Genomic DNA, 20207 nt, shown 5'->3' on the forward strand with positions numbered 1-20207 from the left:
AAGGAGAAAGAAATGTCCTATTCACTCAACAGCGTCCATCTCATCGGCAATGTCGGCAAGGACCCGAAGACCAAGACCCTCGATCGCGGCGGCCTGACGGCGCGGTTCAGCATCGCCACGGCCGAGGCCTGGTACGACGCTAAGGATCAGCGTCAGGAGAAGACGAGCTGGCATCCCTGCGTCGCCTACGGCAAGACCGCCGAGCTGGTGCGAGATCATGTCAGGCAGGGCCAGCAGGTCAGTATCATCGGCCGCATGGAGCCGCGCGAATGGGATGACGCCGGCGTCAAGCGCAACATCACCGAGGTCGTCGTCCAGGAGATCGGCTTCCTCGGTCGGAAGCCGCAGCCATGACGCTGCGCATGGTCTTCTGCCGGCATGGCTGCAATGCCTTCGAGACGCGGGATGATGAACCGGAGTGCGGAGCCTGCGGCTCCGTCATGACGGAGGATGTCGAGCCGTTCGAGGATGCGATCGAGGAGGTGGAGGAGCGGGGTCCGGAGCCGGGCTAGGGAAGCGCGTAGTCCTGGGTGGAGAACTTGTCGGCGACACCCAGGATGCTCGAGACGTAGGCCGCGAAGGAAAGGGCGGTGTTGATTGACCATTTCGCGGCGCCATAGGTCATGAAGCTGGTAGGAAACTCAAGTCGGCCATCGTTTAAATTAACGGGAACAATTGATGCTTTTTTTCTAGGTCTCTCACTAAATCACGGAGGCTAGCTTTCTCATTGTCCCACATGGGTTTGAAATGGATCAGCGCGTTGCGAAAATCAATGAGAAGCTTCATGTTCTTACATTTGTTGTTATTCTTGTCCGGCGGGCCCTTTTGCATAAGGCAAGCGATAGAGGGGAATTTATCCCATGCGCTGCCGCTTCTGCGTTCCTTAATATTTTCAAACGCAAATTTCTTCGAATAACAAATGGTCGGTATATCTAGCTGATCTTGAATTGTCTCGTTTAGATGCGCTTCGATAGCTGCCGATGCCATGATTGTTGATACTGGAACGGTCTGAAGCATATCGGCGACCCGAGCGGTGCGGGCAGATGGATCACGTTCAGCCTCAACAGCGTGAGCTCTTCTGGCTGCATGGACAGCTGAATGCATCAAATGAGTCGCGATGTCAGCCCGAAGGCTGACCGGCGGGTCTGAAGTTATCAGGCTCCACGAGGTCGTAAGGACCGCGCCTGGCGCGGTTGCATCTTTAGCTGTTGATGATTCGTCGGCGGGCATCGATGGCTGGCCTTCTGATGGGGGCATCGCGCAACGTTCTGGACCCTTGCTGCTGGACGCCATCGCAATCTCCACCATCTGTCCCGCCGAATGCGGCTATGCTGACCTGATGTGAGGAGCTTTCCCATGAGCGACGATGAAGTCAGGGCGAAGCTGGTCGCGTATTGCCGATCCCGTGGCATCTCGATGACACGGTTGGCAAAGTGGATGGATTGGGGATCGGCGTACCAGCACAGTCCGGCGTCCCACGCGAAGCTGTTGCAGCGGTTCCTCCGAGGTCAGAACGTTGGGGAAGAAGCTACGGCGGTTTTTCGTGCATCGGCGGAGGGGTTGGCGGGCTTGGCTAAGGGGTAAGAGCTCACACTAGGCACTCATCGTGCCTCAGCTGTTCTCGACCCAAAGCAACGGAATGGTGGTCGTTACAACGAACATGTCCGATCAACCATGCATGGCGGCAGAGCTTCGGTAGGCATGCATGGCCGTTGATCGAACGAGATGTTCTGACGCAAAAATTTCTGTTATGACGGCGAGATGTTCCGCCGAAAAATCTTCCCGCCACTTGAGGACCTGGACCGCCTGCGCCAACCCCTCACCGAGGGCGAGCGCATGGTTCTGGAACTCTTCCACCGCCGCCTGTCCGTTGAATGGGAAATCTACATCCAGCCCCATTTGAATGGGCTAAGGCCGGACGTTGTGCTGCTGAACCCCCGCGCTGGTATCGCGGTATTCGAGGTGAAAGATTGGGACCTCGATGCCATGGATTACTCTGTAGCTGAGAAGTATAAAGGCTATCCGGTCCTCGTTGCCCGGAAGGACGGCCGCCTGTTTTCGATCGAAGAACAAAATCCTATCTCGAAAGTGGAGTTCTATAAGAAGGCCATTTACGAACTTTATTGTCCGCGTCTTGAGCAGCGGAGCGGTTTCGGTGCTATTACGGCGGGCGTAATCTTTCCCTTTGCATCGGCGGAACGGGTGAAAGCGCTGTTTAGTCCCTTTACTGGGGACCGGCAGAAGCCCGAAATCGCTAAGTACCATCCCATCGCTGGTTCGAGGGAGGTGGCAACTGGCGACATTAGGTCAATCTTCCCGGAGTCGAGCAGGCGCACGTCCCAACTGATGCGGCCGGAACTTGCGGACGACCTGCGGGGATGGCTCGAAGAGCCGGACTTCGCCCGCATGCAGCGTGAGCCGCTCAAGCTCGACGCCGAGCAGAGGAAGTTGATCACGGAGTGGCCGGCTTCACGATATCGGAGGATCAAGGGACCGGCAGGATCGGGCAAGTCCATGGTGTTGGCGGCGAGGGCGGCGATGCGTGCGAACGCAGAGAAGACCGTGCTCATCCTCACTTTCAACATTACTCTGTGGCACTATCTCCGGGACTTGATCGTGCGCTCGCTGCACAAACCGGTTGGCCTGAGTTCCATTTGGTTCGATCACTTCCATCATTTCTGCAAGATCGCGGCCCTGCGATCTGGATATCATGCCCGATATGTTCGGCTCATCGACGAACTTCAGAAGACGGCTGACCGCGCGACGAAAGACCGTATTATGAACGTTGAAATACCACAGCTCGCCAGCGAAGCGTTCGAAACGGGCAAGGTGCCGACATACGACACCATCATGGTGGATGAGGGCCAAGACTACCGTCCGGACTGGTGGCCAATCATTCGTAAGGCGCTGAAGCCAGGGGGAGAGGTGTTGCTCGTCGCCGATGTTACACAAGACATCTACGGCACAGGAAAGGCATGGACCGAGCAAGCCATGACCGAGATGGGCTTTAGCGGCCGTTGGGCGAGGCTCGGCAAAAGCTACAGGCTTCCCGAGATGGTCCAGGACTATGCGGGCACTTTCGCCAAAATCTTCATCGACAAAGACCGAACTGACCTTCCCGACTCGGGACAGTCCAACTTGGAGCCTGATAGTTGCACGCTCCGGTGGGTGCAGTGCGAAGCGCCCCAAGGGACCGAGGCGTGCATCAGGGAAATTATCGCATTGATGCGTCGAACGGGCGCGAACGGAACGGGCAACGCGGATATAACCTTCTTGACGGACGACACGAACCTCGGAGACGACGTGGTACGGGGATTGACTGGCCTTAACATAAACGCAGTCAGCACATTTAACGAGGACTACATGGAGCGGCGTCGGGAGAAAATTGGCTTCTTTATGGGGGATGCGCGGATCAAAGCAACTACCCCGCACAGCTTTAAGGGTTGGGAGACAAGACTGCTTGTCGTCTACGTAAGCCAGTTCGACTTGCCCGAGAGTAAAGCGGTTATCTACGCCGCTCTGACTCGCCTGAAGCGAAGTCCTCAAGGCAGCTTCCTGACAGTCGTGTGTTCAGCAAACAACCCGGAGCTAATCGCATACGGGCGGACTTGGCCGGAACACAATCAAAAGCCAGAGCCGATCGTGCTATTCCATGCAACGTCGGAAGCGCTTGTCGATCATTGATCATTGTACCCCAACGCAGAAAAACCCCCGCCAGCCGAAGCTGACGGGGGTCGATCGAAGCTATCCAACCGGGGAGGAGCCCGGCCAGACGCGCTAACTCATCTGAGCGATCACGTCATTCCTGAGCCCAGTTACCAGAGGCACCATCGCACTGCAGGATTGCCTTCCCGTAGTTAGCGGAAATCGCCAATGATGCAGCATTCTGCACGGTCCCGCTGGTCGGTGTGATGGTGATGTTGTTGGTCGCCGCATCGCCTTTCTCGTCAGCGATGCGCAAAATCCGCCCGTCAATCGTGCCGCCCGTGGTGCAGGTCGGGATGTTGATCGTCGTGGCGCTGCCCGTGCCCTTGTTGACCAGGATCCCGTAGTCATTGGCGAGAACGGTGTATGACGCTCCGGTAGTGACCGTCGTTCTCGTAAACTGCAGGCCGCCCTGGAAGCTGGAAGGGCCAGTAGCTCTGATGGCAAAATTGCTGATCGCGCCGGTCGGGGCGGAGACGTTCAGGCCGTCGGCTACCGGAGGCGACCCGGATACTGCGCCGCCCGCGATCTGCAATGCGTGCGCTGCGCCAAAGCTGGCGTTGGTTCCTGCCGAGGGTGGACCGGCGATGTAAGCGCAGGAGGAATCGGTCGCGGTGCTGGCACCGGAGAAAGCGGTGGTGCCGCAGGTGACGGACAGCCATGGGTCGTTGGTCAGGGCGCCGACAAGATGGGTTCGAGTGCCAGTGAAGGCCAGGTTCATCACGGGCTGGACTGACCCCGCCGGGATGTTGTTGTCGGCGGCACCGTTAAACACGTAATGGACGCCGGCGCTCGCTGCTGGCGAGAACGTCGTTGCGGTCTGGGTGAACTGATAAACCGGCGTCGCCACACCGCCATATGTCATGCGGATCGCGCCTGCCGAAGTGCCGGTGTTCAGGTAAACGGCGCCGCTCGATCCGCCGCTGCCCTTCGAGCTCAGTGTGATGTTCTCGTTGCCAGCGCTCGAGGTCGATTGCAGAAGCGGACCAGTCGAGGATCCGGCTGCCGAGGTGGTCAGCTGCACGCCGTTTGCCGATGACGCCGTATTGGTGTTGACGGTGAAGCCAGGGTTTGTCGTCCCGTTCTGGCCGACGACAAAGGCATTGGCTGAGGTTGCAGTGATGGTCTGCGCGCCGCTGGCGATGGTCCCGACTGAGCCGAGGTTGCCGGAAGCGTCGATGGTTGCGGTTGATCCGGCAAAGGATCCTGCGTTGTTATACTGGATCTGCCCGGTGCTTCCGCCCGGCGTGCCGCTGCCGCCAGTCGAGCACGCTCCCCATTTTAACCCAGTTGTCTGGGTGCTGTCAGCAATCAGGCAGGTATTGTCAGCGCCTACCGCGAGCCGGGTATTGGCGGTGCTGAAGGTATAAATGTCGCCCTTGCTGGTCAAAGGTGACGTCGTGCCGCCGCTACAGTTAAAAACGCCGCTGCTAATCGAGCAGTTTGCGCCTGGCTGTAGGGATGTCAGAACGCCGCTGCCATCATAGCCTGCAAGGTAATTGGCCGTGCCGGAATTCAGGGCAGTGAAGTTTGAGTTGATCTTACCGAAGGCGGTGCGGTTGGGATCACCAGTCCCGTCATTTGCAGTTGTTCCGATGTTCACGGGCGAGATCGTAGCGGCTTCGGCCTGCAATGGGAAAAGCAGCAAGGTGGATAGAAGAAGGAGTTTTTTCATTATTGAACCTACTGTTTATCGGCGGTCAAAAGTATGGAATCGGCAGTGATGCTTGTTGAACTCGCGCCGTTGTCATTGGCGGGAACGCCTACAGTCCACCCCGCAGCCATCGTTGTATAAGGGCTGGACGCGAGACTGTGGATTGTGGCCGATGGATGGGTGCCGTCCGGTGTGCCGTATTTGGACGTGCCGTTGCTGACCCAGCGATCTGAATAGCTGGCATTTGGATCGCGGCAGTACGAGTTGATGTCGAATACCTCGTCCGGACCGTTACTCTGTCCGATAAGGGGAGTGATCGAGGCATTCAGCTGATCGCGCGGACCGCCGACGACACTGCTGGCAACGGGCGTCTGGTCCGTTGGCGCCGACCAGTTGTTGGTGGAAGTCGCGCGCGGGATGACGTTGTCGTTGGCGATATGTCGAGGGTATTTGCCGTACTGGCGAAAATCGGCCCATATAACCTGTTTGGCAGCGAGCGTCTGAGCTGCCGTCTTGTTTGCCTGGAAATCGTTCGTCCCATAATCGTCTTGATAGTGGGTGGCGAACTGCATCAGCCACTTTCGATAAACCGCGCCGCCAACCGGCCAATCGCTGGCGGCTTCGCTCGGCTTGGCAACATGGACAAAGGGTATCTGGCCGCCATTGACGTTTCGGATCCCGTTGACGACATAGCCGCCGCCGAGAGAGCCATTATCCTGGTTGTCGTAGTATCCGTAATTTATGCTGTCGCCGCTTAGGAATAGCGAGACATCGGGCGTACCGGCCCATTCGCCGATAATGGCGCTCGGCATCATTGCGAAGTCGCCGTATGAGTTGGACGCTGTGCCAGGCGTCGTGAATGGACCGGCGGCCTGGATCTGCGAGGGAACTAGGGCCGTGCTGATCCAGCGCGTCGTGCCATTGTTCTGGTTGTTGAATATCTCTTGAAAGTTCGGCTCGGCGGATGCCCACTTGTCCGACGTGGAGGAGAGGGTCATGCCGGTACGGACGGCCGCGCTGAAATTAGAGCCCCACCCGGCGGGGAATACGTTCAGGCCGAAAGCTGCTGGGTAGATCGGGTCGCTGACCGCCCATTGCCCCGATGGAATCGTGACGTTGGCCGCAGCGTTAAAAGTGACCGTCACGTATTTTGCAGTGGGCGAGATCTGCTCTAACGCGGCTTCGATCGTTATCGGATTGGCATTGCTGAATTCACCATGGTTCAAATAGCCATTCCAGTAGATGAGGCGGATCGACTTGACCGGTTGACGCCCAACGACGATGACCGACCGGCGAGCGGTCTGCATGTAGCCTGAATTGTTGGGGTGGACAGAGGTATACCCGCCCTTGGCCACGATGGCATTGTTCGCGGGGATGAACGCCGCTGTCGTGGGTGCCTGCCGGGAATTGAACCCGAAGTTCATGTGAAAGTTGAAAGCCTGCGCCTCGTTGGAAAATAAAGTGAGCAGGCAGAAGGCGAGCAGCAGGGAAAGCTTTTTCATATGGCCTACTGGTTATAGATTGCGGTGATTGATCAATGGGAAGAGGTTCGGCCGATCAACAAGCGGGGCGGTAAAGCTAGCTGGGCCGGTCTTGTATGGGTAATCGTTCTTATAAGCACCGTCCGTCCAGGCCGTGAATCCGACCCACACATCATGGGACGCCATGTAATCGAGCATGGCCCCATATTGCGCCATGCAGGAGTTGTCGGGCGAAATGCCGAACTCGCCGAGAAGAAGCTTGCGATTGTTCGTCGTGGCCCAGTCGGTCATTGCCGAAATTTGCGAAACGCCGTCCCTTGTGCAGAAGGACATATCCGAACCGCCGCCGTCCGCGCCCGCATCCAGATAAGCGTGGCCTTCATCAATCAGCTTGTTCAGCGTGTCAGTGACAGTCAGTGCCGCGGCGGCCCATCCGTCAGCAATCCAGTTTGCGGTGCTGGCGTAGCTCAAGCCTTCTATCAAAATCCAACCGGTGAAGCCTTCGCCGCGAATGGCGGGGATGGCAGCATTATAAAACGATGCCATGGTTGCACCGTCGATTGCGTGCGGCTCGTTCATCAGGTCGAAGCTGACTTTGGGATAAGACGATGACGGGAATGCATCGGCCATCCTTCTCCAGAAGTCGGCATAATCTGCCGGCTTTGCTGAAATGAACTGGACCGAGACGTTGCTGATCGACCCGCTAAAACCGCTGGCGCTGAATGCGATGATATCGCTCGGCACCGGGCCGCAGCGAACCTGTTCAGTGAAAGTCCCGTTGCTCGACCGTGTCGTCCCGGACCCTGTCCCCAGTTTCAAGGTTACTGAACCAGACGTTACATTGCTCAGCGTGTACGTGACGGTGTAGAGCATGCCGTTCGCTGTCGACGGCGTTTCGCTGATAGCTATGCCGGTGAAGTTCGACATATTCGCCGCGTTGCCGGAAACGGTGACGCCCTGACCGCGATTCCAGGTAGTTTGCGCGCCGGACATATATTCAGACATTACCGTCTGGCTGTTATTGATATTGTATGTCCCAACGCCGCCAGTTCCAGTTCCCAAGGAGGAAATGGTGGTGTTTTCAGTTACCCCCTGACCTGTGATCATCTGGCCGTTGAGAATTTTGCCAGAGGAAATGGCCGTGACAGTGAGGACTTTCCCGGAAATCGACCCGGTGAACGTTGCATAGTTTTCGGTCGAGGTCAGGGAGGTCGAGGCAACCGCTTGGCTGGCGCTGAGGATGTAAGTCCCCGTACCGCCAGTACCTGTCCCGAGAGAGTTGATCTTGGTCCCTGCGGTGACGCCAGGGCCATTGATGACTTGTCCAATCGCCAATGTGCCAGATGAGAGGGCTGAAACTGTGAGCGTCGTTCCGGCAATCGATCCGGTGAAACTCGCGCCGGCAATGAATGTGCCATTCACCACTTTTTCCAGTGTCGGCGCATTGATCATGCTGTCGCCGTACTGGGCGTAGTTGTGCATATCGAGAAGGATGTTTTCGCCTGCGGCCTGGCAGGTATCGACGGCTGCGCGCATCTCCGCCAGTTTGGTGGCATCGAGCGGCGCCTGCAGGGTTGGCTGGAGGCGTTCCCATTTGAACGGTTCCCGGATCGTCAGCAGCGAGCGGGAGTGGTAATAGGGGCAGTTCTGGGAGGAGTGGTCGAAATAATCGGTGTGGAAGACGCCAGGATAGGCGCCGAACTCCATTTCGGAGTTGTTGACGCCTGTTAAGGGCAGTGCGCTTGGCGTCGTTGTGTCGATAGCCGGTGCTGTCGGTAAGGCCGGCGCGGTCGGTGTCGGCGTTCCGTAATAGTTCGCTTGATCATTGCTGAATGCCAGCATTTCACTGTCGGTTAGGGCACCCTTGAACACCAGCGTTTCCGCCGTATCGCCCTGAAAACTGCCGCTGGCATTGATCGGGTAACCCAAGCGGGCTGTGAACCGGTATTGAAGGTTGATCGAGGACAGCGCGGCATTACTGTCCGACTGCTGGACGGGGTAGCCGTCGCGGTAAGCGGTCATCCCATTTGTTTGACCGATTTTGTAGCGCCAGCCATAGGTGTGGAAATAGCCTTCATCCATGTAGGCGACGATGAAGTTGTCGCCGTCCATGTAGAAGTTGCCGCCGTTCGGAAAGGCGTAATGCTGAAGGAAATCCCAGCCGATAACGCGATTGGCGGTGAGAGATGCGGGATTGAAAGCAGCCAGAACGGTCAAGTTGGTATAACCGTTAATAGGACTGATCGCATCCATGCCATTGCTGCCATTCCAGACAAGGCCCGGCTTGTTGTTCAGATTGGCGTCTGTGGCGGAAAACACGGGCTGGTCGGCGAGGGTGGGAGCCTGCCCATCGCCATAGCCGTCCGCGCTGCGCTTGATCCCAGCGTTGTAAGCATTGGGGCCTTGATCGTACCAGGTCACCAGATGCACCGGAGATCCTGCGGCCCAAGTCAGCAAGGAAGCTGTGTCGACCGGCGCATTGATCGCCTGACTGGTGAAGCCGACCGTCATCTGCTTGTTGTCGCTCTCCCGACGGAAGGTGCAGCACGGACCGATGTACGGCGCATACAGCTTGCGAAAGGAGAAAATGTTCTGCGGGGTCGCGGTGGCCAGGTTCATGAACAGGTCGGGCTGCGTCGCAAAGCCCACAGCGGCCGGATCTGTCCAGCCGATGCTGTTCTTGGTGGCGATGATGTAGGTCGAGCTTCCGGACGCGGTGGCGGTGAAGGTCGCAGTCGGATTGAAGCCAGGCGACAGGGTGACGCTGGAGGGCGAGAAGGTGACGCCAGTGATGGGGGTAGGGGTGACGGTGATGGGACCGACCACGCAGCTCGACGGGAAGCTGTCAGAGGCGCTTTTTACGCACCCTTTGTACGTCACCGTGAAGGTCGCGGGCGTCCCCACCGTGCCGCGGCTTGGGCCGGTCAGGTAATAGGCCCGAGGCTGGTAGGCGTTGGTGTATTTGGTCAGAACGGCAACCTGGACGGTATCGCCGCCCGAGGCTTGATTCTCGACACCCTGGAAGTATTTGCCGAAATAGGGACCGGCGGCGAAGTACGTGATCGGGACGTTGTGCTTCTGCAGGTAGGCGAGGCCGTTATCGAGGATGGTCAGCCAACGCGGATCGCTGTTCGGGACGCCTGATTCGCCGATGTGGCATTTCAGGTGGTTCGGCTCGCAGAACTGCTCGATGAACGGTTTATAGCGTTTGACCAGGATGTCCGGCCCCAGCACGGCGCAATGTCCGGCGCCGCCGGCGCAGTCCAGGCTGTCACCGATGGCAACTTCATTGTCGTACCCGTTGACGCCCGCGCCATTCGTGCCGCTGTTATCGTGGTCGGCATAAGCGTGGCCTGAGAACACCAGGTTGCCGCCGGTCAGATTGGCGAGATCGGCGTTGCCGTTGGAAAACCAGCTGTAGGTGCCGGAATACCCGTTGCCCTCGACATAGATCGGTGTCGTCGAATCGATGGCGCGGATTGCGTTGATGGCTGCCTGAGCGGCGTCGTGCCAGGCATTGGCCGTTGGCATGTTCGACGGCTCGTTCATGAGATCGTAGCCATAGACGGCAGGGTTGCCGACGAAAACTGCTGCGATGCGGCTCCACAGATCGGCGAAGTCGGACGGGTTCAGCGTGCCGTCGCCGAGTTTGTGGGTCGGGTAGGAATAGGTCAGGCTGACCGTGCCAGCGGCGGTCGCGGCATTGCTGATGGTGAACTGCGTCGGGGTATCGACCGAAATGACGGTCGTGTTGCCAGGGATGCCGGTGCCGCTGATACCGTTGCCGACCGCGATGTTCGTCGTGTCGCTGCCGGTGATGACGGTTGGCGTGGTCAGCGAGGTCGTGCCGGTGACCTTGCCGACGCGCGTGTAGCCGCCGTAGTTGTGGACATCGAGCAGGATCTTCTGACCGTGCGCGGCCGCTGTCGAGGCGACCGAAGTCAGGTAGCCGACGAAGGTCGGGTCCAGCGGACCATTCAGGACAGGCTGGATGCGCTCCCACCGGAAGGGTACGCGAACCCGCATCCAGTTCTTCGAGCGGTAATAATCGAAATTGCCGGAGTTCGGGATCGGATAATCGGTAGACGGCGTGCCGGGCAGGGCGCCTTGCTCGAGGCCGGAGACATTGACCCCGACCAGGACCGTTTTATCGGAAAGCTCGCTGCCGCCGCGTGATGCATAGGCAGGAGCGGAAGATACGATAAGGGCGAGAAGCGTTAGGAAAAAGCGCATCTAAAATCCTCAGTAAACGGATGAGCAGGAGCCGAGAATGGTGGTGCCGCCGCCTTCCTGGCGTTGCACCGCACCGATATCGATAAAGCCTGTGGTGTAGCCGCCGGGGAAGTTGCCGGGGGCGCCTTTGGCTTTCAGGTTGGTGCCGATGGCGAAGTTCTTGCCGGTGGTAATCTGCCAGACCTTGTCCGGCGTCGAATCCGCTGCGATGGCGATGTCGGTGGTGATCTGAGTTTCGCTGTCGACCGAGGCAATGCCGTATTTACCGACCGTCACGCCTGTTCCACTGATGACGTAAAGGAAGTCCCTGCCTGGCGTGACGCCGGAGGAAAGGAATGTCGCACCGGCCTGAACGAAATGATTGCCCGTCACCGTCGTCGCGGTCGTTCCGGAGATCTGCGCCACGCCCGCGAACTGCGGATCGAGCGCGAGGTCGGAATTGCCCTTTTGCCATTTGGTCGGGTCGTTGACGTCGGCCGTGTTGTTAAAATAGTCGTTCAGATTGTCTTGAATGAAATTATTGACGTCCGCACCCGATGCGCCAGTCGCAAGCCCATAAAGGATGTTGTTGCGGAACTGGAGTTGATTGAGGGATCCGGTGACAAGTGAAATACCCGTTCCAAGTTTATTTTCGGCCCCGTAAATCGTGTTGTTGCGGATATCCAGAAAGCCGGTGTTGGCCAGGGAGCCAATGATTCCGCCAGTCACGTTACCGATGATCAGGTTCCCGAGGATAACGACCGAGCTGTTGCCACCGACGGATATCCCGATATCGCTGTCATGCAGGTAGCTGTCTTCGATAATGGAAAAAGCGTTGTTGCTCGTGCTGACCTGCACGGCCTTGCCTTTGATAGAGACCGCTTCGACGTTCCGGATCAGGCTGTTGAAGTTGGTCGTGATTCCGCTGCGGCCGGCGGTCGTCGAGTTGTTGTAGACGCTGCTATCCAGAAGCGACGCGCTGTTACCGAAATTGATAACCGAAGCCGCGCTGCCGATCACCTTGACGCTGCGAGTGACAGTATTGTTGCCGAGGGTCAGAGTTGCCGTTGAAGGATTGAGGACCGGCAGAGTGCCCGACGCCACGGAAGGCCTGTCGCCGCGAACGGAGGAGAAGCCCTCGATTTTGATCGGGGACAGGGCGTTACCAGAGGCGATAGTCACGGTCCCGCTCAGCGTGTAAGTCGCGCCCCCCTTGATGAAATACATCGCCGAACCGGTCGAGGAAGCCACGGCGAGAGTCGAGTTGAAGACGTTGGCGTCCGATGATCCAAGGGACAGCGCGCCACCAACCTTGCCGGTGCCATTTGAAAGGGTCGCTGTGGTGCCGACTGCCCGGTCCAGCGTGGCGACCCCGCCGGAGACACTGACGATCTCGTACCAGCTGGCGGTAAAACCGGTGCCGGCGGTCACCCGGAGGAGGTTGCCGACCATCGCCACGGTGAAGGGGTGCGAGGCGGACGTGACCTGTGCCGGCGCGGTCGAGCCGTTGCTCGAGGCGATGTCGGTATCCGCGAACGGGCTGGTGTCCATCTGGCTGTAGTCGACGCCAAAGGTGATGCCGGTCAGGGATGCGGCGGTGCCGACGCCGGCCGTGGTGGCGACCAGGTAGCGGCCTTGCCCGACGATGGAGCCAGCGCCGATGCCTGCGCTCAGCGTGGCGGCGCCAGCATTGACGGAAGCGATTTTAAAGAAACCGGATATGACGTTGGTTTGCGCAGGAAGCCAGATGGAGGCTCCAACATCGGCTGAGGTGAAGGAATAGGAAGCGGAGGTCAGGACAGGCGAGGAGCCTGTCGCGCTGGTGATAGCACCGTCCGTCAGGAAGTTCGGGTTGGCGGTATTGAACCCGCCGCCATTGGCGTTGCCGACCGTCGCGGTGCTTTGGATCGTGTAGATATTCGATGGACTGAGCGCGGCGAAGGCCTGGTTGGACAGCAGGACAAGCGCAAGGAAGAGGACGGAAATTCTTTTCATTCTTAGTTTGTCCTGTTGGTTTTGATGGTTCCGGTGATGCATGTCAGCGTCGAGACGCTGCTCAGGACGATCTCGATCTGATCGCCCGCGCTGAAGCTTGTGGCCGTCCAGCCGGAAGTGGCCTGATTGCCGAATTGCGCGCCGGAGAGGGTTGGCTTGTTACCGGTCCCGATGATCGAGGTGCCGTTGCGCTTGATATCGACCACCGCGCTGCCGGTCGTGTCGCCGGCGATGTACCAGCTCGTGAAAGAGCCTGCGTAAGGCATGGTGCGGAAGCCATAGGAGCCGGTCGGCGGGATCACCGCACCAGGCGCGCAGCCGATCTGGAAGGTCAGGCCACCGGTCAACTGCGTCATGTACGCTGCAGGACCCAGCGTGCCGCCTGCGCCGACATTGACCGATGCGCCGTCCGTGCCGGTCAGGGTGATCGTGTTCTGCGCCGTGAAGGTCTTGCCGTCAGCGACGCCCAGCGTGGAGCTGGTGGCCGGTTCGGCGATGGTCATGTTCGAGCTGGTGAAGCCACCCGCCCCGTTGCCTTTCAGCAGGGATGTGCCGGTCGTCGGCGGCGCGAAGTCGACGCCTGGTGTGGCTGCCGAGGGCGGGAGCGCGCCATTGGCCAGCACGAGACCGGTCAGGTTGGCGCCGGCCAGGTACCCATTGCTGTTGAACTGGATTGAGCCTGTCGAGCCCAGGGCCACCGGAGCCGCGGCCAGCCAGTTGCTGCCGTCGCTCTGCAGGAAGATGTCGCCAGCCGAGGCCACGAAGGAGGTGAGGCCGTTGATCGTGCTGCCCGGCGAGCTCAGCGTCACTGAACCGCTGCCCGGAGGGATGGACAGGGTAAAGCTGAAGCCTTGCGTGAATCCAGGCGACGATGCCGAAGGCAGGGTGATCGCGCCGGGCGAGGCGTTGTAATAATAGACGAACTTGCGACTGTCGGACGCCAGGATCGTGTCGGTGGTCAGGAAGATGCCGCGCGGCGCGGGCTGTGTGGTGTTGAGGATGCCGCCAGCCGTGGTCAGGCCATTGCCGAGCATCCAGCCGCTGAGCGTGCCGCCGCTGTTGAACTGGAGGGAGCCGTCGGCTCCGCCAGGGGTTGCCCCTCCACCAGTCGCGGAAAGGACGCCACCGGACAGGCTCAGGTTAGATCCCAGCGTGAAGCCGGAGAATGCCCCGGAACTGCCCCAGCCAGCGAGGGTGTTGGGCGTGCCTGTACCAATGTCGGCGGCAGGGACGCTGCCCAGCGTCGCCCATGTGCCGGATCCGGTGCGTTTCAGATAGCCGGTGGTGGAAATGGCGGCGACGGTGTCAAGGTCGCTGTCGTGCGGCTGGACCGTGCTGCCGATCGAGGCGTTGGTCAGGAAGCCGCTGTCATTGGTCAGTTGCGAGAGCAGCGACGGTATCGTCGGCTTGCTCGTCAGGTCCGTGTATGAGCCGGATGCAGCGACCGGGGAGAGGTTGAGCAGCCCGCGCAGGGTCTGTGCGTCGCCCGTGGTCAGGGTGCCGCCCGAGACGTAGGCGACCTGGCCGTTGGTGCCCGGCGCATGGGAGAAGGCGTAGGAACTGAGGTTGGAAACACTCAGCAGGTAGTTGGCGCCGTTCCGATCGATAAGGACCCTGTCATTCGCCTGTGCCGGTGCGGTATTGTCGTATTCGTTGAAGTGCTTGCCCGTCTGCGCCTCGGACCGGCCTGTTAAACCGGCGAGCGTCATCAACAGGGCAGTCGCCCCGACCCTAAAATGCTTCATGTCTGATTTTCTCTCTGGTTAAGGCGCGAGGATGTAATTGCCGGCGTCGTCGAGGACTGGATTGCCGGCATCGTCCAGCAATGCGGTCTGCGGGACGTCAAGAGGAATACTGATACGGATATAATGGCCCTGGGCGTCCAGGATTGGACGGCCCTGATCGTCGAGTAGTGCGTCTGCTGGCACGTTATACTCGACCGCCAGAAGGACAACCCGAATGGGCCTGCGCATGATGCGGATTTGGCCGGTTTTCACGTTATACCGGCCCATATTTTAAGAGGTAGAACGGTCCTGGCGCCGAGACCCTGAATGACATTGGTGCCGATTGGTGGAGTTAGCTTCACGTCACCATAAATTATGCGCGACGGCACGAACTCGCCACTGCGGGTGTAGAGGATTTCCAAGCCGCTGATGGCGGACGCGGCAAAGGACAGTGCCGCTCTGTTCGGCGGCAGGATCGTGATGCCGGCGCCGACGCCAAGCGTGATGTACGGTGCAGCATCCGATATTCTTAGCTTGAAATCGACACTGATGTCCCAGCCGGACAAATCGACCGGCTGGTTGTCGTTGTATGGATCGACAAAGGCGAGCTCGAAATAGAAGGAATCGCCTTGCGTCATTTCAAGCGGCAGGACATCCATTAGGCGGTCACCACCGACAATCTAAGACCGACTTCACCCAGCTTCCGGATCACGTCGATGATGTCGATATCCTCGACCTCGCCAGGCAGCAATGGGCGGTCTGACGTTGTCGCTGGGTATGACGATAGGGTTGCTGCCGGCCCAAGCTTGTAATAACAGGTGACGGCGCCTTCATTCTTGAGCCGAAGAATTTCAGTGTTTTTGGTGAAATCCTTTTGCGTCTCGGCATGAGCATTTGCGAGTGCAATCGACTGATTGCCGACATAGCCTTTGAGGGCAGGCATGACGCCGCCCTGCTGTTGCCCGGCTCCGGTGTATTCAACGATATAAAGGTTCGCCACGGCGCCTCCTCATTAATCCTGGTTGTAGACGGGAATGTTCGGCTTTTCGGTAGACGGCGCGGCTGGCACAGGCGCGGGCATCGGAGCGACCTCGACAGTCGTCACTGCGACCGCAGCAGGGCTTTGCTTTGCCAGTTCCGCCAGCATGTCGGCTTTAAACCGGTCGAGCATATCTGGCGTGACGTGCGGGATCTTGCCGGCCGCAGACTGGGCCCGGATGGTGCCGAAGGCCCAGAGGAAGCCCCGTGCGGCTTCGCGGGCCATGATGCCGATGATGACGTAGGCGATGTTCGGGTCGGAAATCGCGCCGATGACCACTGAGGAGAGGATGGTCATTGCGCGGCTCCGGTCACGGTCGCGGTCGAGATCGCATGAAGAGCATTGATGCCGAGGGTCACCGCGCTCGCCAGAGCGGTCTTCTCCGCCGCAGACAACGCAGCCTGGCCAGCTTCCGAGTTGGTCTTGCCTTCTGCCTTGGCCTGCGACGCGGCGGCGGCAGCTGCTGCAGCTGCGGCCTTCACGACATCGGCGCCATGGGTCTTGATCTCGCTGGCAACCGCCTCGATGGACGATTCCAGGATGCCGGCCGCGGCTTCGACGCTCTCGTCGACCTGGCCGAGGATATGCTGAAAGAAATGGACGACACCGTCCCTGACGTTCTTGAATCCTGATCCGCTCATAATTTCTGCCTTTCTAAGTGGTTTAGAATCTCTGGAATGAAAAACACCGCTGCCATGGTCAAGGCAGTGAAAACTGAGGCGACCGCTGTGATGTGGAACATCATGCCATTGCCTGCTGTTGATAGAGCCCGTGCTGGAACAGCAGCTGTTCGGCTTCGCGGCGGCAAACCAGTCCATTCAGGACTTTGCCGTTCTGACGCACGAAGCCGATTTCAGGGCTAAATGCCTGACGGCAGAATTCAAAAAGATCGCGGTCGTTGAGGCAGTGCCGGGCGGTCGATTCTGTCCACCGTGCGACGCCGACATTGAAGATCAGGCTGGCGAGGGCGTCGAACTGCGGTTGTGACAGGGGGATGAAGATGCCGTAGTTCAAACAGGTCTCGACCGGTGCGAGGTCGTCTCTCAGCATCTGCTCGGCTTCGAAAGCAGTGATCCGCATCTTCGCGCCGACGGACTTGCCGTAGCGGCCATAGCCGATGGTGAAGTACTTTTCTGTAGGCGTGGCTTTGAAAGCGACGAGCCTTAGCCCTTCGAAACCCTTGATAAAGCCGATGCCTTTGTCACTGGTGCGCACTTCAATCCTTAATCGCGACCCCACATTCCAGCGAATGTTGGTGCTGGAGCGGCGCGCGGCGGGCGTGGTTGGTGATGGGATAGGGTTTGCAGAACGGGGTACAGGAGCAGAGAAATAGAAGGACGGTGAACTTAATCGTCGTCTCGGCCGTTGGCGTTGGAAGAGAGCCAACCAAGTTTCCTGATATTGAGCATGAGTTGTGTCGTGACAACCAAAAGACCGACGAACCCTGCCGCAACACCCATGATGGTGGTGATGGCCTGGCTATGGATCAAAATGTATCCTGTCGCGGCGCTGCAACCGCCGATCATGTACGAAAAGGCGTCGCGGATATTAGGCATTCTAGATACTCCGGGGGGCGGGATGTTGCTGGCGGCGTTGGCTGGCATATGTATGGGGGTGGCGCTGGTTGGTGGGGCGTGCTGGCTTTAAGTGACGATGACCCAGTTTTTGACGATGCCGGGGGGAAGGGTATTGTGAGGCTGATCTCCACCGGTCGCGGTCGTCGCGGCTCCGGTCACTCCTAAATCGGCATCAGGCGTCATCCGGGTTCCGCCCGAACCGCCGAAGTTAAATTGCCGGCCTTTCGGTGCGTGCGTGTGCGACGGGATTTCATTGACCGTCAGGGTATGCGCAGATTCGCCGCCAGACGCGCCCAGGACTGTTCCGGAAATTGCACCGGCGAGCCGTCCAGCTGCGGACCCACCCATATTGTCGCGTCCAAACTGCGCTCGGCCGCGGCTGTCCGGCAGGTTGAAGGTCGTCGAACCGTCACCGTTCCCGTACGGGAAGATGCGCAACGATGAGCCAGCACCGGTTGCCGGCTGTGACAGGGTGATCGTGCTCGAGGTGACGCTGGTGATCGTCGTACCGGCGGAGATGCTGGCCCCCTCAACCACGGCGCCCTCGAGGCCGAGACCAGTGAGGTCGGTGATTACCCCTGTGACTGTCGCATTGCCGCTGCTGAGCGTCCCGGTGATAAGCGCGGTAAGGACGGAGAACAGCTTGGCGAATGTGGTGCGAGACAGCGCCTGGCCATTCTCGAACTTGCCCCATGTGGGCTCAAAGATGCCATTCCACGGGATCGAGGTGCCGGTCGGCAGGCTGGTGCCGGCGGCATATGTGTAATCCCGAACACGCCAGTTGCCGGATCCGAGATACTCGGCAATAGCGCAATCGCCTGGCTGGGTCTGGATGGAAACGCCGCCTGGCAGTGTCAGCGCCGCCGAGTTGGTAAGGGTCAGCGACGCTGCAAACTCGATCATGTAGATCGGAACCATGGTGCTGGCCGAGCTGCCGAACGAGTTGATCGTCGTCGTGCCGGTGATCTTGACGTTCTGCGTCGTGATCGACCCAAGATTGCAGGTCGATGCTGATGCCAGTGTGGTCTGCGTGCCAAAGCCACTGGACGCCATTCCGCCGAAGTTGCGCTCGTCGGTAATCAGATTGTTGGTGATCGCCGTCGTCGTGCTGGTCAGGAGGACCTGGGCGACCGGACTCTTCCCCGTCGGGAGGGCGGGAGGGTTAGGAGACGCTGCGGCGGTCCCTGCCACCACGGACACCGCGCCGGTCGTGTTGTCGATGACGATGCGGTCGATCCGCGAGTTCGAAACCGGGGCCGTGATCGTAGCGGTAGACTGCGGCGCAATCTCGGTCAGGGTCGTGCCGGTGAAGATCGAGCCTGCATCGAGCGCCACCGTCATATTCGGAGTGGCCTGCGCATGCGGCGCGAAGCGGGTGACGATGCGGGAAGCGGCGACGCTGTTGTTGTCGACCTTGTTTTTCCAGGCGGCAAAGGTGTCCGCGGTTTGATCGTTCGGGACGTAAGGTGCTGTCGGGTTAGTGCCGCCCATCAAATTCCTCTAGCTGTAAATGTCACAGTGCCGCCGACGTCGTTTCCTGAATGGTCCCAGACATGGATGACCACGCTGGTTTCAGTGGGTGTTTCCGCGCTGGCGTAATAGGGGTGAGTGCCAATATATGCCGGGACGACATACGGAACATCGTGGAACGGCTGATCGAAAGTTATCGCCGTTCCGCCCGGCGCAATCGACGCATTCTGGACCTGCTCGATCAGCGGCGACCGGTCCACGGTGTAGGTAAAATCATTCAGATACCCGACAGCGCCGGCAATCGGCTCATAGACAATCTTCATGTTCAGGTAGCGCACCGGGACCGTGGCGACCGTGAACTCGTCATAGGTGCCGGGGTCTGCCCCGGTGGTCCAGGCGTCGAGATAAGTGGTCGCTTCTGCACCGCTCGCCTCGCCAGGTCCCGCCGTGATCTGGTAGGTCGAGTGAATGCGCAGGTTGTTGACGAAGCCGATGTCGAAGGTCGGTGTCGTGTAGGAACACTCCGACACCGGGTTCAGCACAAAGTGGTCGAGATCAGCCCAGCTCGTGGTTGCGCTCATCAGCGTCGTGCTGTCCGGGATCAGCACACCAGTCCAATGCCGGAGGAAGCCGACCATCGCACTTTGCCAGCCCGGCTCCTGCTTCTGGACCGTGGTGGTGTCGTTGTTGTTCTCGATGACCAAGTCGAAGGTCGCTATCGCTGGTGACAGCTGATCGGCCACGTCGCGCGCCCGGATGCCGAAGGTCCACGTCCCGGCCGGAACCGAGGCGTTGGTCATCTCGGTGCCCTTGCTGGCCTCCGTGAGCAGGATGAACTGGTGCCAGTCCGAGGTGTCGCCGCCCTGGTCGATATAGCCGATGTCGTAGCCCTTCAGGGCATAGTCATCGACCTGGGTCCAGGTGAAGTTGACGGCGTTGCCGTTCTGCTGAACGACGAAATTCTGCACGTTCGGCGGTGCGGGCGGCCCTTGAATGACATAGCTGTATGCCGTGACATCATCGAGCGACTGCAACCCGCCCTGGTAGATGTTGAATGAGCAGAGCTTGATGAAAATCGTCTGGCCGATCTGACTCTTGTCGTAGCCGTATTTGAAAATACCGCCGTCAAGCCGGGCGAACTGGGTGCCTGCGGCATGGGTGCCGATGGTCGTGCCGTACAGGCCGCGGCGCAGGTAGGTCAGGTCGTAAGCGTTGGCGCCGGTTGACCAGCCCCCATCGAGTGATCCGGGTTAGATTTTAGTGGATAACCCGTCCGGCGATCTGCGCGGCGCCGCCTGAGCCGGAGCCGCTGGGCCTGGGCACGTGGTCTGCCCTCAGTACTTCCGGCGC

The 20207-nt window shown here is 59.4% G+C and carries 18 protein-coding genes; 3 read left to right on the forward strand and 15 right to left on the reverse strand.

What is annotated here, in order from left to right:
- The first annotated feature begins 12 nt into the window (after positions 1 to 12).
- Together HJG45_RS08935 and HJG45_RS08940 are read left to right on the forward strand one after the other, a co-directional pair.
- On the forward strand, positions 13 to 354 hold the full coding sequence (locus HJG45_RS08935; RefSeq protein WP_171611737.1) for a single-stranded DNA-binding protein: 342 nt from the start codon (positions 13 to 15) through the stop codon (positions 352 to 354).
- On the forward strand, positions 351 to 512 hold the full coding sequence (locus tag HJG45_RS08940) for a hypothetical protein (protein ID WP_171611738.1): 162 nt from the start codon (positions 351 to 353) through the stop codon (positions 510 to 512). Before HJG45_RS08935 ends, HJG45_RS08940 begins: the two co-directional genes overlap by 4 nt.
- A 145-nt stretch (positions 513 to 657) precedes the next feature.
- Here the strand turns inward: HJG45_RS08940 and HJG45_RS08945 are convergent, their stop codons facing one another.
- Complete coding sequence (locus HJG45_RS08945; protein WP_171611739.1) at positions 658 to 1308, reverse strand: hypothetical protein; 651 nt, start codon at positions 1306 to 1308, stop codon at positions 658 to 660.
- 453 nt (positions 1309 to 1761) lie between these two features.
- On the opposite strand from HJG45_RS08945, the gene HJG45_RS08950 reads away from it, so the two are divergent.
- On the forward strand, positions 1762 to 3684 hold the full coding sequence (locus tag HJG45_RS08950) for an NERD domain-containing protein (protein ID WP_171611740.1): 1923 nt from the start codon (positions 1762 to 1764) through the stop codon (positions 3682 to 3684).
- A gap of 115 nt (positions 3685 to 3799) precedes the next feature.
- Here HJG45_RS08950 and HJG45_RS08955 read toward each other — a convergent pair whose 3' ends face one another.
- The 14 genes from HJG45_RS08955 to HJG45_RS09020 all read right to left on the reverse strand — a co-directional run bounded on the left by HJG45_RS08955 (position 3800) and on the right by HJG45_RS09020 (position 19891).
- Positions 3800 to 5380, reverse strand: coding sequence for a hypothetical protein (locus HJG45_RS08955; RefSeq protein ID WP_171611741.1), 1581 nt, complete (start codon positions 5378 to 5380; stop codon positions 3800 to 3802).
- Positions 5381 to 5388: 8 nt separating this feature from the next.
- Positions 5389 to 6861, reverse strand: coding sequence for a hypothetical protein (locus HJG45_RS08960; RefSeq protein WP_171611742.1), 1473 nt, complete (start codon positions 6859 to 6861; stop codon positions 5389 to 5391).
- A 12-nt stretch (positions 6862 to 6873) separates the two neighbouring features.
- A complete protein-coding gene (locus HJG45_RS08965; protein ID WP_171611743.1) occupies positions 6874 to 11073 on the reverse strand; it encodes a glycoside hydrolase family 5 protein in 4200 nt (1399 codons plus the stop codon).
- A 9-nt stretch (positions 11074 to 11082) separates the two neighbouring features.
- The gene (locus HJG45_RS08970) at positions 11083 to 13047 is read right to left on the reverse strand and encodes a hypothetical protein (RefSeq protein ID WP_171611744.1); all 1965 of its coding nucleotides are present in this window, start codon (positions 13045 to 13047) and stop codon (positions 11083 to 11085) included.
- A 2-nt stretch (positions 13048 to 13049) separates the two neighbouring features.
- Complete coding sequence (locus tag HJG45_RS08975) at positions 13050 to 14759, reverse strand: hypothetical protein (RefSeq protein ID WP_171611745.1); 1710 nt, start codon at positions 14757 to 14759, stop codon at positions 13050 to 13052.
- A 51-nt stretch (positions 14760 to 14810) separates the two neighbouring features.
- Complete coding sequence (locus HJG45_RS08980) at positions 14811 to 15044, reverse strand: hypothetical protein (protein ID WP_171611746.1); 234 nt, start codon at positions 15042 to 15044, stop codon at positions 14811 to 14813.
- Positions 15041 to 15430 (reverse strand): hypothetical protein, encoded by a 390-nt coding sequence (locus HJG45_RS08985; RefSeq protein WP_171611747.1) that lies wholly within the window; start codon positions 15428 to 15430, stop codon positions 15041 to 15043. Before HJG45_RS08985 ends, HJG45_RS08980 begins: the two co-directional genes overlap by 4 nt.
- Entirely contained in the window at positions 15430 to 15771 is a 342-nt protein-coding gene (locus HJG45_RS08990; RefSeq protein ID WP_171611748.1) for a hypothetical protein, read from the reverse strand. Before HJG45_RS08990 ends, HJG45_RS08985 begins: the two co-directional genes overlap by 1 nt.
- Before the next feature lie 12 nt (positions 15772 to 15783).
- Positions 15784 to 16107, reverse strand: coding sequence for a hypothetical protein (locus HJG45_RS08995; protein ID WP_171611749.1), 324 nt, complete (start codon positions 16105 to 16107; stop codon positions 15784 to 15786).
- The gene (locus HJG45_RS09000; RefSeq protein ID WP_171611750.1) at positions 16104 to 16451 is read right to left on the reverse strand and encodes a hypothetical protein; all 348 of its coding nucleotides are present in this window, start codon (positions 16449 to 16451) and stop codon (positions 16104 to 16106) included. Before HJG45_RS09000 ends, HJG45_RS08995 begins: the two co-directional genes overlap by 4 nt.
- 100 nt (positions 16452 to 16551) lie before the next feature.
- Complete coding sequence (locus HJG45_RS29190; RefSeq protein ID WP_171611751.1) at positions 16552 to 17025, reverse strand: lysozyme; 474 nt, start codon at positions 17023 to 17025, stop codon at positions 16552 to 16554.
- A 131-nt stretch (positions 17026 to 17156) separates the two neighbouring features.
- Positions 17157 to 17366 (reverse strand): hypothetical protein, encoded by a 210-nt coding sequence (locus HJG45_RS09010; RefSeq protein WP_171611752.1) that lies wholly within the window; start codon positions 17364 to 17366, stop codon positions 17157 to 17159.
- Positions 17367 to 17453: 87 nt separating this feature from the next.
- The gene (locus HJG45_RS09015) at positions 17454 to 18878 is read right to left on the reverse strand and encodes a hypothetical protein (protein ID WP_171611753.1); all 1425 of its coding nucleotides are present in this window, start codon (positions 18876 to 18878) and stop codon (positions 17454 to 17456) included.
- A complete protein-coding gene (locus HJG45_RS09020) occupies positions 18878 to 19891 on the reverse strand; it encodes a hypothetical protein (RefSeq protein ID WP_171611754.1) in 1014 nt (337 codons plus the stop codon). The genes HJG45_RS09015 and HJG45_RS09020 overlap by 1 nt, the downstream gene beginning before the upstream one ends.
- Positions 19892 to 20207: the final 316 nt, after the last annotated feature.

Origin of the sequence: Roseicella sp. DB1501 (assembly GCF_013112485.1) — a bacterium.
Lineage (GTDB): Bacteria > Pseudomonadota > Alphaproteobacteria > Acetobacterales > Acetobacteraceae > Paracraurococcus.

Bases quoted from the DNA above. Each gene is read 5' to 3' on its own strand.
- HJG45_RS08935 (WP_171611737.1), top strand. From the start codon at position 13: ATGTCCTATTCACTCAACAGCGTCCATCTCATCGGCAATGTCGGCAAG.
- HJG45_RS08940 (WP_171611738.1), top strand. From the start codon at position 351: ATGACGCTGCGCATGGTCTTCTGCCGGCATGGCTGCAATGCCTTCGAG.
- HJG45_RS08945 (WP_171611739.1), bottom strand. From the start codon at position 1,308: ATGGTGGAGATTGCGATGGCGTCCAGCAGCAAGGGTCCAGAACGTTGC.
- HJG45_RS08950 (WP_171611740.1), top strand. From the start codon at position 1,762: ATGTTCCGCCGAAAAATCTTCCCGCCACTTGAGGACCTGGACCGCCTG.
- HJG45_RS08955 (WP_171611741.1), bottom strand. From the start codon at position 5,380: ATGAAAAAACTCCTTCTTCTATCCACCTTGCTGCTTTTCCCATTGCAG.
- HJG45_RS08960 (WP_171611742.1), bottom strand. From the start codon at position 6,861: ATGAAAAAGCTTTCCCTGCTGCTCGCCTTCTGCCTGCTCACTTTATTT.
- HJG45_RS08965 (WP_171611743.1), bottom strand. From the start codon at position 11,073: ATGCGCTTTTTCCTAACGCTTCTCGCCCTTATCGTATCTTCCGCTCCT.
- HJG45_RS08970 (WP_171611744.1), bottom strand. From the start codon at position 13,047: ATGAAAAGAATTTCCGTCCTCTTCCTTGCGCTTGTCCTGCTGTCCAAC.
- HJG45_RS08985 (WP_171611747.1), bottom strand. From the start codon at position 15,430: ATGGATGTCCTGCCGCTTGAAATGACGCAAGGCGATTCCTTCTATTTC.
- HJG45_RS08995 (WP_171611749.1), bottom strand. From the start codon at position 16,107: ATGACCATCCTCTCCTCAGTGGTCATCGGCGCGATTTCCGACCCGAAC.
- HJG45_RS09000 (WP_171611750.1), bottom strand. From the start codon at position 16,451: ATGAGCGGATCAGGATTCAAGAACGTCAGGGACGGTGTCGTCCATTTC.
- HJG45_RS09010 (WP_171611752.1), bottom strand. From the start codon at position 17,366: ATGCCTAATATCCGCGACGCCTTTTCGTACATGATCGGCGGTTGCAGC.
- HJG45_RS09015 (WP_171611753.1), bottom strand. From the start codon at position 18,878: ATGGGCGGCACTAACCCGACAGCACCTTACGTCCCGAACGATCAAACC.